This window comes from Telluria sp. ZT3P39, from assembly GCF_059685935.1.
Window position 1 is genome coordinate 60087 of record NZ_JCASIH010000005.1, and the last position, 15860, is coordinate 75946.

The following is a 15860-nucleotide window of genomic DNA, read 5'->3' on the forward strand; positions in this document are numbered from 1 at the left end:
GCTCATCGGGGGAACCACCCAAGCCCGGAGCCACTCCTCGGAATGTTGCGACCAAGGACGCGGACGTGAAGGCGATTACGCATTTAGTCCAGTCAGGAGAGGTTCCGAAATGAGGCGCAAGGTTACGCTAAAAATTCACGCCGCTTCTTCACGAGTTTGAATCCAAGCTCGATGATTTGCATATGAAGAGGGACTCATTCCTCAACCATCTGATCGACCGCGAGCTCCCACACCTCGAGAATGACCTTCAAGGCAAGCATCTGCCGGTGTTCATCAGGCGCTTCGTTGCCCGCTCACTCAAGCGGCTAGGCTGCTCGCAAATCAACGTCCAGCTCGATTCCACTACTGCTGAACGCGTTGATGAGATAGCGCTCGCGACAAATCTAGTGCGCGATTCGTTCATCAATCGCCTGCTGTATTTTTCACTCGGTAGCGACGTGCTTCTTCAATATTTTGAAGTGCCACCTGCCAGCCAAGCCGCGTGCCAGCACGGCCGCTCGACAAGCCACTTTCGCGCACTATACGAAATACACGCCGATCCTCTTTCTTACCTGCGAAGCGCCGTCAGGGCCAAGCAGGGAGTGGGACTATATGCTGCTCCATTGCCGCTCGAGCTGGCTGCTTTCGAATGCTACCTGGACGAAGAGACCTTTTGGGAGAAGTATCGTGTCCAAGAAAATGGCATAGATTCCACAAGTGATTTGCTGCAGTCATTTGAACGCACGGTCTACGAAGCGCAGCTCAGTCCTGTTCTGGAATCGGCCTGACGACCAGGAACTGATAAAACATCGCACTGATGAAGCAGATCCCAGCGCCTGTCAGTAAGGCTGGAACGAAGGACCATGTCTGCGCGATATAGCCAGTCAGGATCGGTGCAAGCGCGCCACCGAGGAAGCCGCCGAAGTTCTGGATCGCCCCCAGTGAAGCAATGCGGCTGCGCGGCGCTACTGCCGTGGCGAGCGACCATGAGCAGGCCGACGAAGCATTGGCTAGGAAAATGACAACCGAGATGCAGGCGATAGCCACAGTATTGCTCTCGACAAGTGCAGCCGGGATCGTAAAGGCCACCATGCCCAACATGGACGTTACTACCGCCTTCCGACGACTCGACACGGGCGAGACTGCATTGCGTGTCACACGATCGGAAGCCCAGCCAGCTATTAACGCGCCTGCGAAGCCGCACATGAAGGGGATAGAGGCCGCTACACCTGCGTATGCCAAATCCATATGGCGCTCGGTACGAAGGTAGCCTGGCAACCAGGTCAGGTAGACCCAGTTCAGATAGACCGAGCCGAAAAAGCCGAGCAGCATGCCCCAGGTGGCGCGATATCGAAACAGCGCGCGCCAAGTTGCGGAGCTCGTTTTCGGCGCAGCCTCGGTTGACTGGCCCTCGTCGAGATAGGCACGCTCGGCATCCGACATCTGCCCGCGGACCGGATCGCGGTAGAGCGTGACCCAAACGATTGCTGCGACCAGACCCATCCCGCCCGTTATAAAGAACGCCCAGTGCCAGCTCGTTGCAAGGATTAGCGGTGACAAAAGCAGCGGTGCAAGTGCGACGCCTAGCGGCGACGCCGAATTATAGATACCTGTAGGCGTGCCACGTGCGCGCAATGGGAACCAGTTACTGACAATCCTTGCTGCCGCCGGAAACTGTGGCGCCTCACCGATACCGAGCACGATACGCGCGATCACGAACCAACCGAAGGTCGACACAAGGCCCCCTGCCGCTTGCGCCAGCGACCACACTACGAGGCCAATGCCGAGCAACCAGCGCGGTCCGATTTTGTCAACTAGCGCGCCTACGGGCAGTTGGCACAACGCGTAACTCCATGAGAAGGCGGACAGCAGCAGGCCCATTTGGCCGAGCGAGAGTTCAAGGTCGGCGCGGATGTACTCGTTAGCGACCGCGAGGGTAGCGCGGTCAAGGTAGTTGATGACGCCGGTGACGACTAACAGTACAAGGGCCAAGGTTTGGCGACGGCGGATTCGTGGAGGCGTGACTCCGTAAGCGGGGAAATCGTTCATTTCAAGATGCTATCAAATGAACGTTGATAGAGGGAAAGATATTCTGCTGTTGTGAGATACGTTCCTTGAGGCTCTCTTCGGCTAGTTCGACGATGCCAAGCTCAAACGAGAGCCAAGCTTACGTGACTCTCGTTCGACGCATTAATTGCTTACGAACACGTCCCGTAAGCGTAATACCCTGCGGAAGTCCTCCTCACATCCGTATACGCCGTCGTCATGTAATACCCCAAATACTGATTCGAATTCACCGCATACACCTGCCCATCCCCGCCGATGTATGCCCGCCCCGCTGCCACATGCGAGTAGTTACTGGTGTACCAGGAGCTGCACGTGAACGGCGCCGCTACATTCCCCCCGACGATCTTGTCGATCATGGTCTTGATCGCCACCATCTGCCCGCCGCTTTTGGCCGGGAAGTTCACGTCGTCATGCCCCCACCAATCCCAGCAGCTGCCCGGATTATTGAAAGTCGTCGTCGCCTGCGGATACAAGACGACGATCTTGTTCGTATCGGCCCAGCGGTTGTAGCCGGCATTCTGGTAGAAGGCGGTGCCGACGGCCGCGACGTTCTGCATGCAGCCGTGGAAGGCCACGTGCAGGCGGCAGGATTGTCCTGCGGCGCAAGCAGCGGGCACGTAGGCATAGCCGCTGCTCGCCATCCCGTGCGTGTTCGGGTTGCGGTTACCCCAGAAGGCGGCTTGGTCGAAGTTGATGAAAGTGCCGCTCAGGGTGCTGACGTTCTTCGCGCTCAAGGGCCCGTAAATCCATTTGAGGATCTCGCCCGCGGTATCGAAGTTGCAGTTATTGACGTACGGCGAGCCGTTGACGCTGCAGCCGCTGCCGAAAAAGTCGGTCGGGATGGAATGTTCGGCTGTGAGGTTATTCTTGTAAGTAATATTTGCCGCAGGGAGATAGTTGCCATACATCGTGTGCAAGTCGTTCATCACCGGCTGCTTCACCGTCGAATCGATCGTCCCGGACAGCAAATACACCTTCGACGCCGCCATGTTGCTGGTCGGGTCGATATAGCCATTACCCGACCAGGTGTTCACCACCGACAGCAGGTAAGGCAGGTTGCGCGAGGCGGTGTTGAGCATGCACGGGCCGACCGAGATGGAGACACTGCCCTGCGAGCAGTAGACCGGGCCGCCGGCGATGATGCCGGCGCCCTTCTTCACCGTCTTCGAATAGGCGAAGTGCATCTGCGCCGCCATGTGGGCGCCGGAGGAGAAGCCGGAGACCGACACCTCGTTGACGCTGACGTTGTATTTCGGCAGGGCGACTACCGCTGCGTGGGCGTTTGTTGCGAGCAGGCTGATCACCAGGGCGGCAAGCCCCGTGAAGGCTCCGTGTTGAACTTTCATTCCGTCTCCGTTGTTGTCGTTATCGGGGAGTCGTCGTGCGACGATCCAGCCATCGTTCTCACGTGGCTGAAATCAGAATAGTTGAGGTAAGAACATAGTCCAAGCGAACAATCAGCGCACCGATGCACAGGGGGTGTGCACGATTGCGCCGACGAAAAATGCAGGCAGGATTCAGCCCGGTTCCATGGCCAGCAAGCCCTTCGATCGCCGGCTGATCACCTTCCCCGCCACCATGAACACGCCTTCGCCGGTGTAATGCAGCGTCTCCGGATGCCTCGGCGACTTCGCTGCCCGCGCCGCGACCACTTCCCAGATGAAGAAGTTGTACTTATCAATCAGGCTGTCGTCATGCAGGCGGCAAGCGAACTGCGCATGGCATTCGCGAATGGCCGGCGCCCCGACGCCCTCCACCACTTCCGGCGTCAAGCCAAAGCGCTCGAACTTGTCGATCTCGCTGCCGGTCGTGGTGCCGATGCCGACCACGGCATCGATCAGCGCCGTCGTCGGCAGGTTGATGACGCATTCTCGGCTTTGCCGGATCAGTTCGAAACTGTGGTTACTTGCGGAGATCACGCAGCCCACGAGCGAGGGCGAGAATTCCATCACCGTGTGCCAGCCCATCGTCATGATGTTGCGCTGGCCGCGCCAAGCCGAGCTGACCAGCACGATCGGCCCCGGCTCGAGGTAGCGACGGATCTTCTGCAGCGGAACAGCTTCCTTCTTGTAAGCAGGTGACATGCGCCCTCCGATGCTGTGTTCAATTCCTTCGGGCAAGCCAGGTTTTGATGACCAGGTTGTTATAGTAGGACCTCCCCGCAACCAGCCGGAGCACGCTTCCATGCGACTTCTTCGCCAGGCCGCCATCACACTCGGAGGGACCATCTTGCTAACTTCAACCGCCATCGCGGCGCCCGAACAGCAGGCTGCCGCCTTCATGGACATCTATTCGTCGCACTGCCTCAAGTACCTGCACGACTTCGACGGCCTGCGCAAGCAGCTCAAGGCCTTGCCGCAGCTGCCAGCGGAGAAGGCGGCGATGTTCCTGCAGGGCGCGAAAGGTGGCGCCTGGGTCATGCCGAGCCGGCACGGGCAGTTCGTGCTGGTGGTCCACGCCGACAAGAATCTGTGCGCGCTGTACGCGAAGACGGTGCCGGCCACGGTGGCGCAGCAACTGTTCGAGAAGGTGGTGGGCAAGGCGCCGGCGCCGTTCCACAGCGAGCGCAAGCGCAACACCTCGGAGCCGGGGACGGACGGGGTCAAGCAGACCGTTGCTTATGAGTGGAGCACCGACAAGTCCGAACGCAAGCCGCTGTTTGCGCTGACCACGACCACCAGCAAATCGAGCGTGGCGCAGGGGGTGGCGACGGCGGCCATCGGCCACTGAGCTTCTGGCTGCCGGCGCGCCCGTTCAGGGCAGCTTGATCTTGATGACGGCGTTCCCGGTGGTGGCGTACAGGTAGCCCTTGCCATCGGTGGTGATGCCGCGGATGTTCGGCAGGCTGCCGGGCAAGGCGCCGGTCGCCAGCGTGGTGGCCTTGAGCGTGCCGGCAACCGTCGTCACAACGCCGGCAGGGGTGATTTTGCGCACCAGGTTGTTGATGTTGTCCGCGGCGTACACGTTGCCCTGCGGGTCATTGGTGAGCGCCACCACGTCTTCGAATCTGGCCGCCGCGCCCGTGGCGTCGGCAAAGCCGCGCTGGTCGGGCGAACCGGCCAGCCGCGCCAGGGTATTGGAGCCGCTGGTCTTGCTGATGGTCCGGTCCAGGGTCAGCACATAGACGTTGTTGCCGGCGTCGACCGCCACCCCGCGCTGCACGAAGGTCCTGGTGCCGGACACGTTCAGGACCGGTGTGCCTTCCAGGATCACGGTCGCGCCATTCGATGCGACGCGGCGGGTGCTGTGGCCGTTGGTCACGATGAGGTCGCCCTTTGAGTCGACGGCAATGCCGCCGATGTCGAGCAAGGGGGCGCTGCGGCTGTCCCCGCTGATCCCTAGCGGTATCTCCAGCACGGTCTCGACCTGGGCGGCCGTGCCGATCCTGCGCACCAGGCGGTTGTCGCCGACATACAGCAGGTTGCCGGGGCCGATGGTGATCGCCAGCGGATTGGTGAAGCGGGCGGTGCCGCCGACGCCGTTGATGAATTCGCTGTTTCCTGCGGAGCCGGCCAGCGTCGTGACGACGCCCGCAGGCGTGATCTTGCGGATCGTGAAATTGCCCCGGTCTGCCACATACAGGTTGCCTGCGGAATCGATGGTGATGCCGTGCGGCGCATTGAAGCGCGCGGTGGCGCCGCTGGCATCCCTGCTGCCGGAGCTAGTTGCGTCGCCGGCGACGAGCGTGATGGCCGCAGGCGGCGGGGGCGGGGTGTCGTCGTCGGGTTTGTCCTTGGGCGGATGGTCGCCGCAGGCCGCCAGCAACACCATCAATGCCGACGCGCCCAATAACGTGAGGCGCCTGCGTCCAGCGTTTTCCACGGCCTGCTGTTTCATCTGTTCGTCTCCCGGATTCGATGAGCAAAATGCTAGCACGCCCCGGCCGGCGCGATGCTTGAATCCGCATGGCGCCTGCATAAACTCCGGGTTCGCGCTGATCAATCGGCGAAGTCCGCCGCATCCATCCGGTCGAGGAACTGCACCGAGGCCCGCTCGCTCATCACCAGCACCAGCTTCAGCCGCGCGCGCGTCATGCCGACAAACAGCTTGCGCAGGGTGAGCTCGTCCATCTCCTCGAAGTCGATCTCGGTGAAGATGAGCGCCGGCGCCGACTGCCCTTTGAAACGGTAGACCGATTCGGCCAGCAGGCCGCCTTCGCGGAACACCGGGTTGCCGAACAAATCGTATTCGCCGGTGAAGGAGCGCAGCGTGTGGGCGTCGCTCAGTTTGTCGAGCTTGAGGATGCTGGATTTTTCGCGGCCGCGGAAGGAGCAGATGGCGATGTCCTGGCGCCCGAAGCCGGCCGCCAGGCAGGAGGTGACGGCGCGCCGGGTCGCGGCCAGCATGGCATCGACATCGCCCTCGGGGTAGGTCATTTCTTCGATGTCAGCGCCCTTGAACGGGCTGCCCGCCTCCACCGGCTGGCTGACCGCGCCGATTGAGGTGAGCATCTGCACGATCTGGCGCGGGCTGCGGTAGTTGGTGTTCGAGTGCAGCACCACCCAGCCAGGGAGCGGCACCGAGGCCTTGTCGTACAGGTTCTGGTCCGGGTCTTCGAGCCAGATGGCGCGGCCATTCTCTTTGAGCATGCGCAGCACGATGTCGCGCCACATGGTGGAGAAATCCTGGCCTTCGTCGATGATCACCACATCGTATTGCCAGGTCTCGGGCAGCTTGGCCGCCACCAGCGAGCCTTCGATCTCGGCCCAGACCTCGGGCGAGGCGTAGTCGGGCGTCTTGCCCTGGGCGCGCAGCCAGGCGTCGCACAGCTCGTGGAAGTTGGCCACGCGCCCGCCGTTCGGCACCAGGCGCCCGATGTGGTCGGCCAGCGGGCGGTTGAAGCAGACATACAGCGGGCGCAGGCCGGCATCGAGCGCGGCGGTGTATTCGGCCAGCGCCAGCTGGGTCTTGCCGCTGCCTGCGGTGCCCATCACGCGCAGGCGGAAAGGAGAAAAATCGAGCCGGCGCGCCCAGGTGGCCAGGCCGCCGGACAGGCGGGTGACCATCTGGGTGGCACAGCCGATCATCGAGCTCGGGTCGGGCCGCAGGCTCAGGGTGTCGCCGAGGTAGCGCGCGACCTTGTCGAATTCTTCGGTGCGCGGGGTGATGGGCAGGATTTCGCGGATGACTGCGCCCAGCCTGCCCTTGTTGGTGGCGTCGATGATGTGGCTGGGATCGATGCCGGCTTGAACCGGGTCGCGCACGATGTAGTCGGGGCAGTACAGCAGGTAGTCGATCGACAGCTGGCCCTGGTAGCGCTTGGAGAAGCCTTCGATGCTGTGCAGGATCTGCTGGCGGATCTTGCGCGGCTTGCCCTGGTAGTTCTTCACCAGCCCGTCGGGGGATTCGTTCAGGAAGCCGGCGATCTGCTCGATGAGCAGGACCCTGCCGTTGGGCGCGACAATGATGAAATCGATGTCGCCATAGGCCGAAAAGCCGTGCTCGACATTGGTCCAGTGGACGCCGTGGTAGATCTCGTAGGGTGCATCCGACAGCCGCTTGTCGAGGAGGGTGAGGGTTTCGATCTCACGTGCGGCAGAACCGGTGACGGACATTTCGCGCCAGCCGGCAGGATGGATATGGGCCATGGATCGTCCGGGAGTTGTCGTTTTGTGAACACATTGTAAGGCTGTTCACGCCGCGCAACCGCACTATTGGCACAGGGGCCAACACGATCCGCCGGTCCGTCCTGAAAAGGACAAGACCGGCGCCTGCTGGGATCAGCGGCGGCGTGGTGCCGGGCGCTGGCCACCGCCGGTCGAAGGACCGCGGGTTTCGATGTGGCGGAACACGATACGGCCCTTGTTCAGGTCGTACGGCGACAGCTCGAGCGTGACACGGTCACCCGCCAGGATGCGGATGTGGTTTTTCTTCATGCGGCCCGAGGTATAAGCGATCAGCTTGTGGCCGTTGTCGAGGTCGACGCGGAAACGCATTTCCGGCAGGATTTCGGACACGAGGCCGTTCATTTCAATCAGTTCTTCTTTTGCCATGCTGGTTCTCCTAAAGCGTGCGTTACGGCCCGGGCGGCGCGCGGGTTCGTTGTATTTCGGTCGCACCGCCAGACATGTCACGAAGGCGGCGATTGGTGCTGGCCTGACCGGGAGCCAGGGCTGGAAACGGAAGCGCGCAACCTGGGAAGGAGCGGAGGCTTGGGCGGTGGCGTATCGCAGTGCGGTGTCGCAGTGTGCTGGTACGTGACCGGGTTGGTGCCGGGAAGCGCTGCTGCTTCATCGACAGGGAAAGCACAGTATACCAGTAAACATCGTGCGGTGCAGAAAGAGGGGTTGATCGAGGTCGTCCTGAAGCGCGATTTCCGGACTTCGCATGGAACCAACCCGTGCGGTGGCTGGGCGGGTGTTGTGGTTTACCGCAGCGCACAATTTTTCGCTTGACACGCCCTTCTGTCGTCTTTTACATTCAGTGACATGTCCTTCCACCTGCATCTGTCGACTTCCCTACCTGCCGCCGGCGCGCTAGCGCTGGCCGCCCTGCTACTACGCGCGTGAATCACGCCGTAGGTCCCGGCCCAGGCCGGCCAAGCAAGCAGCACGTAGTCCAGGAAAGTTCGACCCGATGTCCAAGATTCCTTCCCCAGCAGCATCGTTCTCCATCACGCAGTTGACCCTAAAGCTACCGACCGGTTGCCGGGCCTAGCGTTCGCGGCCCGCCCGGCAGCCTCCCGCCGCATTCCGCCCTCACCGGGCCCAGAGACAAATTGCACCAGGAGCAACGATCATGCTGAAGAACCCCGCCGCCAAATACCGTCCCTTCCCTGCCGTTCCCCTCACCGACCGCCAGTGGCCGTCCCGCGCCATCACCCGCCCGCCGGTCTGGATGAGCACCGACTTGCGCGACGGCAACCAGGCGCTGATCGAGCCGATGAGCCCGGAGAAGAAGCTGCGCTTCTTCCAGATGCTGGTGAAAGTCGGCATCAAGGAAATCGAAGTCGGCTTCCCGTCGGCCTCGCAGGCCGATTTCGATTTCGTGCGCATGCTGGTCGAAGACAAGCATATTCCGGACGATGTCACCATCATCGTGCTGACCCAGGCGCGCGATGAGCTGATCCGGCGTACGGTGGAGTCCGCGGTGGGCGCCAGGCGCGCCATCGTCCACGTCTACAATTCGGTGGCGCCGGTGTTCCGCCGCGTGGTGTTCGGCATGGAACGCGACGAGATCGTGCAGATCGCCGTCAAGGGCACGCAGCTCATCAAGGAACTGGTGGCGCAGCACCCGCAAACCCGGTGGGGCCTCGAATATTCGCCGGAATCCTTCTCGACCACCGAGCTCGATTTCTCCAAGCAGATCGTCGATGCCGTCAGCGGCGTGTGGCAGCCGACCCCGCAGAATCCCATGATCGTCAACCTGCCCTCCACGGTGGAAGCGAGCACGCCCAACGTCTACGCCGACCAGATCGAGTGGATGTGCCGCCACCTCGAGCGGCGCGAGTCGCTGGTCATCAGCGTGCACCCGCACAACGACCGCGGCACGGCCGTGGCGGCGGCGGAACTGGCCGTGATGGCCGGCGCCGACCGCGTCGAGGGCTGCCTGTTCGGCAATGGCGAGCGCACCGGCAACGTCGACCTGGTGACGCTGGCCATGAACCTGTACACCCAGGGCATCGACCCGGGCCTGGATTTCTCGGACATCGACGCCGTGCGCCAGCTGGTGGAGGAATGCAACCAGCTGCCCGTGCACCCGCGCCATCCGTATGCGGGCGACCTGGTCTTTACCGCCTTCTCGGGCTCGCACCAGGATGCGATTAAAAAAGGCTTCGCCAAGCAGGACAAGGACGGGATCTGGGAAGTGCCCTATTTGCCGATCGACCCGGCCGACCTGGGACGCAGCTACGACGCCGTCATCCGCGTCAACAGCCAGTCCGGCAAGGGCGGCATGGCCTATTTGCTGGCGCAGGAATACGGCCTGGAGCTGCCGCGCCGCCTGCAGATCGAATTCTCGCGCGCGGTGCAGCGCATGGCCGACGAAACCGGCCGCGAGATTGCGGCATCCAGCATCCATGCGCTGTTTTCGCAGGAATACCTGGAGCAGGATTCGCCATTCAATTATGTATCGCACCGCATGACCGAGGACAGCCAGCACGGCGTGCAGATCGACCTGACCGTGTCGCGCCATGGCGTGGCGCAGGCCTGCCACGGCGAAGGCAATGGCCCGATCGACGCGTTTGTGAAGGCGCTGGGCCTGGACATTCGCCTGATGGATTATCACGAGCACGCGATCGGCCGCGGCGCCGATGCGCGCGCCGCCTGTTATGTCGAGCTGCGCGTGGGCAGCGGCCAGACCCTGTTTGGCGTCGGCATCGACAGCAATATTCTGACGGCCTCGTTCCGCGCGGTGCTGTCCGCGGTGAACCGCCACCTGGGCATCACGGCGGCGGGCGAGCAAGCCATCGCGGCCTGACATGATGACAAGCCAAGTGGGTCGGCGTGGCCCGCATGCAGAGAAAAGCGTTGCCTGAGCGAAAAATCCGTTGTCGGGTCAAGGTAACTGGGGCAAACTTTCGGCATTGATGCTTTGACGCCGGCCGCCACCTTGTCCTTCCCGTCCCTGTTCGCGCTCCTGTTAGCCCGCACCCACCTGCCCCGCCGCCGCGCCTTCGGGCAGTGGCTGCCGGCGCTCGTCATTGCGCTGGCGGGGCTGCTGGGGAGTGCGCCCTTGCAGGCGGCGACCTTCGCCTTCGATGGCCGGAACATTGGCGGCTGCACCCTGGTGGCTAAGGAATACAGCTGCCCCACACCCGGCATGAACGGCAACGACACGATCTATGTCGCCGCCGGCTACACCCTCAGGATCAACGGCAGCTTCACCTTCGGGTTCAACCAGGGGCTGGTGATGGTCGATACGGCCAGGTTCATTACCACCGGGTCGCTCAGCGTCGCCGACATGAAAGCGAACAATCTCGACGTCCTGGGTGGCAGTATCGAGGTTGGCGGGACTTTTTACATGGGCAACGTGACGCAGACCATCAGTGCCGATGTGAAAGCCGGGGGCGTGCAGCTCGGCACCTCGAATGTGACGGTCAACGGTTCGCTGACCTCGACCGGCCTGGTCACGATTTCCTACGGATCGAGAATCTACGGCGACGTCAGCGGCACCGTGGTCAATGCCGGCCCGTCGGTGACGATCGGCGGGAGCGTCACCGCGAGCAGCAGATTCAGCCTGGGGTCGTCCGGGACGGTCACGGGAAACGTCACGGCGCCGACCACTGAACTGCTTGCTTCCGGCGCCAAGGTCAACGGCAATATCATCGCCAGCACCAAGCTGACGCTGGGTTCCAGCGCGAGCGTCGGCGGCAATGTCGATACAGGCGACCTGCTGCTGCAGTCATCCAGCGCTACCATCAATGGCAACGCCAGCGTGAACTATGCGACGCTCGAATGGACAGGGCGGGTACTTGGCCGTATCACCTGCAAGAACGGCACGGCCAAGGACAAGTGCGACTGCGTGACCAACAACAGCGGCTATCCGCTCAACAGCGCGAACGGACCGCGTTGCGACGGCCCGCTTCCCAAGGGCCCGCACCATTTCCAGATCACGCACGATGGCGTCGGCGACACCTGCGTGCCGGAACAGGTCACCATCCTGGCCTGCGCAAACGCCACCTGCACGGCGCCGCACTATACGGCCGGCGTCAACGCTACCCTGGGCCCCTTCGGGACGGCGTTTTCCATCCCGGTCAACGCCTCGACCGCCGTGGTGAGCGCAATGCGCATCCCGACCGGAGCGGTGGCGCTGGCCATCTCCGCCGCCAATCCTGCGTCGCTCTGGGCCGACACCTGCACCAACACTGCCAAGAATACGGCCAGCTGCGCCATGGAGTTTTTGGGCGGGTCCAAGCTGATCCTCGATGTGCCCCACCACCTGGCCGGCGACAGCACGACCCTGAAGGTCAGGGCAGTCAAGGCGAACGATACCCAGACGGCCTGCGTCACCGCCTTCTCCAACGTCAGCTACAGCGTTCCTTACCAGTGCACCTACAGCAAACCGGCGACCGGCACCAAGGCGCTCACCCTCAATGGCACCGCGCTGGCCTGTACTGGACCCGGCACGAGCATCAAGACCAATTTCGACGCCAATGGGATGGACCAGCTCACGCTGGTCTATCCCGATGCCGGCGAAGTGGAGCTGAGCGCCACCGCCGACAGCGGCAAGGGCATGACGGCTGCCGGCAGCACCCGCTTCATCGTCGCGCCCAAGTCGTTCGAGCTGCTCAAGCCGGCCGCCCCGATCCGCGCGGGCGCAAGCTTCGACCTGGCCGTGCGGGCCAGGAACGCCGCCGGCGAGATCACCCCGAACTTCGATACCGCGAAGCTCACCAGCGCCGGTGGCACCAGCCACACGGTCGCGCTGGACATCGATTGCCGGGGCCAGGCAGGCGAAAACGGCGTCCTGAGTACGCCGGCCTTCACCTTCTCGAACGGCGTGGCGACCGCGAAGCCGGCGTGGTCGGAAGTCGGCAAGATCGACCTCAAGGCCAGCGTGGTCAACTTCCTGGGCAGCGAGCTCGCTCCCGGCGGCAGCACCGACCTGGCGGCGTCCGGCTGCTCGGGCAACGTGGGGCCGTTCATTCCCGCCTATTTCAAGGTCGCGCAGCCCGGCGGGCGCAAATCGTATTATTCCGGCGAGCCCCTCGGGCTGGAAGTCTCCGCCATGAACGTGGGGGGCATCATCACCGAGAACTATACGACCGGACTAGGACTGAGCGAGGCCTTCACGCTGGTGGCGCTCGACAAGGACGGAGCCGCATTCGGCACGCCCGCACCGGGGACGCTGGCGCTGGGTACGGCAGTGGCCCCCTTGACCGTCCCGGCGAGCAGCTTCCAGAACGGTGTCGCCAAGATCGACCCCGTCTATACCCTCGCGACCTACCCGGCCGCGCCGGTCCAGATCCGCCTGCGCGCCGCCAACGTCCACACCAGGACGCCGGCCGCTTCCTGGGATATCGGCTCCTCGCTGCCGACGACGGCCGAGGAAGCCAAACCTGTCGTCCGCAGCGGACGCCTACGGCTGCGCAGCCGATTCGGGGGGCTGAAAACGCCCCTGACGATTCCCGTAACGGCCGAATACTGGACCGGCCGCAGCTGGCTGCGCAACGACGAGGACGATTACACCATCCTTCGGCCGGAAGCGTTTGCGGTCACGCCCAACGTGGCCGGCATGACGGTGTCGAAAACCTTTCTGGCCGCGCCGTACAAGCTGGTCAAGGGCGAGGCCGCGCTGACGCTGCAAGTGAGCGCGGGCGGGCCGGGCTGGGCCGACATCGCGGTCAACCTCAATGCCGCGACCGTCACGCGCGATACCTCCTGCGTCGTGGCCGCCGGCAGCAAGCCCGTGACCAGCGGCGCGGCCGCGCCCTGGCTGCAACCGCTCAATACCGCCTGCCACGCGAGCAACCGTACCGATCCGCCCGGCCGCGCCACCTTCGGCGTGTCCTCGCCGGAACAGCGCCGCATCATCCACGTGCGCGAGGTGTTCAATTGAACGGCGCCGCATGCAAACGCGCCGGCGGCTTCACGATGGTCGAGCTGGTGGTGGTCATCGTGCTGATCGGCGTGATTGCCGCCATCGGCGTGCCGCGCCTGATGGGCGACAATTCCATGGACGCCGCCGCTTTTGGCGACGAGGTGGTGAGCGCGTTGCGCACCGCGCAGAAGGCGGCCGCCGCCAAGCGCCGGGTGGTCTGCGCCACCGTCGGCGGCACGGCGGTCACCCTGACCATCTCCCCGAAAATCGTTGACCCCGATTGCACGACGCCCCTGAACGGCGAGACGTATGCCACCAGCGCCCGCGGCGTCACGGCAACCCAGCACACCCTGTTCTTCCAGCCGGACGGAAGGATCACGCAGGATCTGGCCGGCATCGCGCCCGTGAGCGGCACGGTCCTCATCCGGCTCGGCACGGCCACCAGCCGCCGCATCCGCTACGAAGGCAGCACCGGCTATGTGCAATATGAATAGCAGGCGCATGGCCGGGGTCACCCTGATCGAGCTGATCGTGGCGATCGTCATCATCAGTGCGGCGCTGGCCGGCCTGGTGGGCGCCTTCACCCAGGCCAACCGCGCCAGCGCCGACCCGGTCATCGCGCAGCAGATGCTGACGATCGGCGAGAGCATGATGGAAGAGGTGCTGCTCAAGCCATTCGACTTCGCGGCCAACGACGTACCCGTCCCCACCCGCGCCCAGTTCAACGACGTGCGCGATTTCGATCCGGTCGACGACGCCAACTATGGTTACACGAGTACCGGCATCAAGGACATCGACGGCGTCGCCGTTCCCGGCCTGGCAGGCTATAACGTCAGCGTGCGTGTGAACGTCAACGGCGTCACGCTCACCAACATTCCGGCCGGCGACGTCCTGCGCGTCACGGTCACCGTCAGCAACGGCGCCGAGCAGCTGGTGCTGACCGGCTGGAGGACCAGGCCATGAGGCGCCAGCAGGGTTTCTCGCTGGTCGAGCTGGTGGTGGTGATCGTGCTGATCGGCGCCATCGGCGGCATCCTGGCGATGCAGCTGGGACCGACGATCCAGGGCTACCTGGACGTGGGCCGGCGCGCGGGGCTCACCGATGCGGCCGATACGGCGCTGCGCCGCATCGTCACCGACGTGCGCGCGGCGGTGCCCAATTCGCTCAGGCTGCACAGCGCGCAGTGCCTGGAGCTGGTGCCGACCATCGACGGCGGACGCTATCGTACCGGCCCGGACGTCTCCAACAGCCGCAGCGGCGATGCCTTCCTCGACTACGACGCCGCCTCCACGCAGTTCGACGTGGTGACGCCATTTACCAGGGTGCCGGTCGCGGGCGACCTTGTCGTGATCGGCAACCAGAACCCCGGGGATATCTACAGTGGAATCAACGTCTCCAGCATCCAGACGGTGACGACCCGTCAGCCGGCGGCAGCGGACGCGTGGATGGGCCCGCACCGGCTTGCCGTCACGCCGGCGCTGCGGATCCCGTTCGGGTATGAAGGCGGCCGCTTTGTGGTGGTGCCCGGTGCGCAGCAGGCGGTGAGCTATGTCTGCGATCTCAATAGCGGCACCCTGTCGCGCGTCGCACGGCCGCTCTCCGTTGCCGGCATTGGGGCGGCCTGCCCTGCGACAGCGGGGGCCGCGGTGGTGGCGCGGCGGGTCTCGCGCTGCGAATTCACCTTCAATCCCAACCAGGGCGCCACCCAGCAGAGCGGCTTCATCCAGCTGCAGCTGACGCTCACCGACGGCGGCGAATCGGTGCCGCTGACGCTCGGCGCCCATGTGAGCAACGTGCCATGAGCGGCGCCATGACCGTGCGCCGGCGCCAGTCCGGCTTTGCCTACATCGCGGCGGTGATCCTGCTGATCGTCGTGGCGGGCGTGTGCACCGCGCTCTTGCGGCTGTCGGGAACCCAGCAGGCCACCGTCAGCCAGGGGCTGATGGGCGCGCGCGCCAATCTGGCGGCACGCGGCGGCGTCGAGTGGGGGTTCCACCGCCTGAACAATGGCGTCTGCAATGCCGGCCCGCAGATACTCACCGACTTTGTCGCCACCAGCGGCTTCATGGTCGCCGTGAGCTGCACCTCCTGGACCTTTACCGAGGGCGAAACGCGCGACGCAGGCGGCAATCTGATCGTCAAGACGATCTTCACGATCAACGCGGTGGCCTGCAACGCCGCCGCCTGCGGCACGTCGGATGCGGCCATCGTCTCGCGGCCAGACTATGTCGAGCGGCGCCGCGTCGCGACGCTCTGCCGGGCCGGCGCCAACGCCGACTGCTGAGCGGCGCCCGCCAGCATCAAAACCTGGATTGATGCATCATGGCGTTATT

Annotated in this window: 14 protein-coding genes; 8 read left to right on the top strand and 6 right to left on the bottom strand. The window is 63.9% G+C overall.

The window, feature by feature from the left end:
* The first annotated feature begins 182 nt into the window (after positions 1 to 182).
* Positions 183 to 767: a hypothetical protein gene (locus AC56LR_RS07275; RefSeq protein WP_497129075.1), complete on the top strand. Its 585-nt coding sequence runs from the start codon at positions 183 to 185 to the stop codon at positions 765 to 767.
* Here the strand turns inward: AC56LR_RS07275 and AC56LR_RS07280 are convergent.
* The 3 genes from AC56LR_RS07280 to AC56LR_RS07290 form a co-directional block, all read right to left on the bottom strand.
* A complete protein-coding gene (locus AC56LR_RS07280; RefSeq protein WP_497129077.1) occupies positions 742 to 2028 on the bottom strand; it encodes an MFS transporter in 1287 nt (428 codons plus the stop codon). The genes AC56LR_RS07275 and AC56LR_RS07280 overlap by 26 nt on opposite strands.
* Positions 2029 to 2177: 149 nt before the next feature.
* Positions 2178 to 3392, bottom strand: a complete 1215-nt coding sequence (locus AC56LR_RS07285) for an extracellular catalytic domain type 2 short-chain-length polyhydroxyalkanoate depolymerase (RefSeq protein WP_497129079.1) — start codon at positions 3390 to 3392, stop codon at positions 2178 to 2180.
* 171 nt (positions 3393 to 3563) lie between these two features.
* Positions 3564 to 4130, bottom strand: coding sequence for a flavin reductase family protein (locus AC56LR_RS07290; protein WP_497129081.1), 567 nt, complete (start codon positions 4128 to 4130; stop codon positions 3564 to 3566).
* A gap of 145 nt (positions 4131 to 4275) precedes the next feature.
* Between AC56LR_RS07290 and AC56LR_RS07295 the strand changes: the two genes are divergently transcribed.
* On the top strand, positions 4276 to 4776 hold the full coding sequence (locus tag AC56LR_RS07295) for an NMCC_0638 family (lipo)protein (RefSeq protein WP_497129083.1): 501 nt from the start codon (positions 4276 to 4278) through the stop codon (positions 4774 to 4776).
* 24 nt (positions 4777 to 4800) lie between these two features.
* On the opposite strand, the gene AC56LR_RS07300 is transcribed toward AC56LR_RS07295, so the two are convergent.
* From AC56LR_RS07300 to infA, 3 genes are all read right to left on the bottom strand, one after another.
* A complete protein-coding gene (locus AC56LR_RS07300; protein WP_497129085.1) occupies positions 4801 to 5883 on the bottom strand; it encodes an NHL repeat-containing protein in 1083 nt (360 codons plus the stop codon).
* Positions 5884 to 5984: 101 nt separating this feature from the next.
* The gene (locus AC56LR_RS07305; protein WP_497129087.1) at positions 5985 to 7634 is read right to left on the bottom strand and encodes an ATP-binding domain-containing protein; all 1650 of its coding nucleotides are present in this window, start codon (positions 7632 to 7634) and stop codon (positions 5985 to 5987) included.
* A 132-nt stretch (positions 7635 to 7766) separates the two neighbouring features.
* Positions 7767 to 8039, bottom strand: a complete 273-nt coding sequence (gene infA, locus AC56LR_RS07310; RefSeq protein ID WP_171088499.1) for a translation initiation factor IF-1 — start codon at positions 8037 to 8039, stop codon at positions 7767 to 7769.
* Between the two features lie 742 nt (positions 8040 to 8781).
* On the opposite strand from infA, the gene leuA reads away from it, so the two are divergent.
* The 6 genes from leuA to AC56LR_RS07340 all read left to right on the top strand — a co-directional run bounded on the left by leuA (position 8782) and on the right by AC56LR_RS07340 (position 15811).
* Positions 8782 to 10464 carry a 2-isopropylmalate synthase gene (gene leuA / locus AC56LR_RS07315; RefSeq protein ID WP_497129335.1) on the top strand — a complete coding sequence of 561 codons (1683 nt, stop codon included), beginning with the start codon at positions 8782 to 8784 and terminating at the stop codon, positions 10462 to 10464.
* A 132-nt stretch (positions 10465 to 10596) separates the two neighbouring features.
* Entirely contained in the window at positions 10597 to 13545 is a 2949-nt protein-coding gene (locus tag AC56LR_RS07320) for a DUF6701 domain-containing protein (protein ID WP_497129089.1), read from the top strand.
* Positions 13542 to 14021 carry a prepilin-type N-terminal cleavage/methylation domain-containing protein gene (locus AC56LR_RS07325; RefSeq protein ID WP_497129091.1) on the top strand — a complete coding sequence of 160 codons (480 nt, stop codon included), beginning with the start codon at positions 13542 to 13544 and terminating at the stop codon, positions 14019 to 14021. The genes AC56LR_RS07320 and AC56LR_RS07325 overlap by 4 nt, the downstream gene beginning before the upstream one ends.
* Positions 14022 to 14028: 7 nt before the next feature.
* Positions 14029 to 14490 carry a prepilin-type N-terminal cleavage/methylation domain-containing protein gene (locus tag AC56LR_RS07330; protein ID WP_497129093.1) on the top strand — a complete coding sequence of 154 codons (462 nt, stop codon included), beginning with the start codon at positions 14029 to 14031 and terminating at the stop codon, positions 14488 to 14490.
* Positions 14487 to 15329: a prepilin-type N-terminal cleavage/methylation domain-containing protein gene (locus AC56LR_RS07335; protein WP_497129094.1), complete on the top strand. Its 843-nt coding sequence runs from the start codon at positions 14487 to 14489 to the stop codon at positions 15327 to 15329. Before AC56LR_RS07330 ends, AC56LR_RS07335 begins: the two co-directional genes overlap by 4 nt.
* A complete protein-coding gene (locus tag AC56LR_RS07340) occupies positions 15326 to 15811 on the top strand; it encodes a hypothetical protein (RefSeq protein ID WP_497129096.1) in 486 nt (161 codons plus the stop codon). The genes AC56LR_RS07335 and AC56LR_RS07340 overlap by 4 nt, the downstream gene beginning before the upstream one ends.
* Positions 15812 to 15860: the final 49 nt, after the last annotated feature.

Excerpts from the sequence above, each read along its gene's own strand:
- AC56LR_RS07275 (WP_497129075.1), top strand. The coding sequence starts at position 183 with ATGAAGAGGGACTCATTCCTCAACCATCTGATCGACCGCGAGCTCCCA.
- AC56LR_RS07280 (WP_497129077.1), bottom strand. The coding sequence starts at position 2,028 with ATGAACGATTTCCCCGCTTACGGAGTCACGCCTCCACGAATCCGCCGT.
- AC56LR_RS07285 (WP_497129079.1), bottom strand. The coding sequence starts at position 3,392 with ATGAAAGTTCAACACGGAGCCTTCACGGGGCTTGCCGCCCTGGTGATC.
- AC56LR_RS07290 (WP_497129081.1), bottom strand. The coding sequence starts at position 4,130 with ATGTCACCTGCTTACAAGAAGGAAGCTGTTCCGCTGCAGAAGATCCGT.
- AC56LR_RS07300 (WP_497129085.1), bottom strand. The coding sequence starts at position 5,883 with ATGAAACAGCAGGCCGTGGAAAACGCTGGACGCAGGCGCCTCACGTTA.
- AC56LR_RS07305 (WP_497129087.1), bottom strand. The coding sequence starts at position 7,634 with ATGGCCCATATCCATCCTGCCGGCTGGCGCGAAATGTCCGTCACCGGT.
- infA (WP_171088499.1), bottom strand. The coding sequence starts at position 8,039 with ATGGCAAAAGAAGAACTGATTGAAATGAACGGCCTCGTGTCCGAAATC.
- AC56LR_RS07330 (WP_497129093.1), top strand. The coding sequence starts at position 14,029 with ATGGCCGGGGTCACCCTGATCGAGCTGATCGTGGCGATCGTCATCATC.
- AC56LR_RS07335 (WP_497129094.1), top strand. The coding sequence starts at position 14,487 with ATGAGGCGCCAGCAGGGTTTCTCGCTGGTCGAGCTGGTGGTGGTGATC.
- AC56LR_RS07340 (WP_497129096.1), top strand. The coding sequence starts at position 15,326 with ATGAGCGGCGCCATGACCGTGCGCCGGCGCCAGTCCGGCTTTGCCTAC.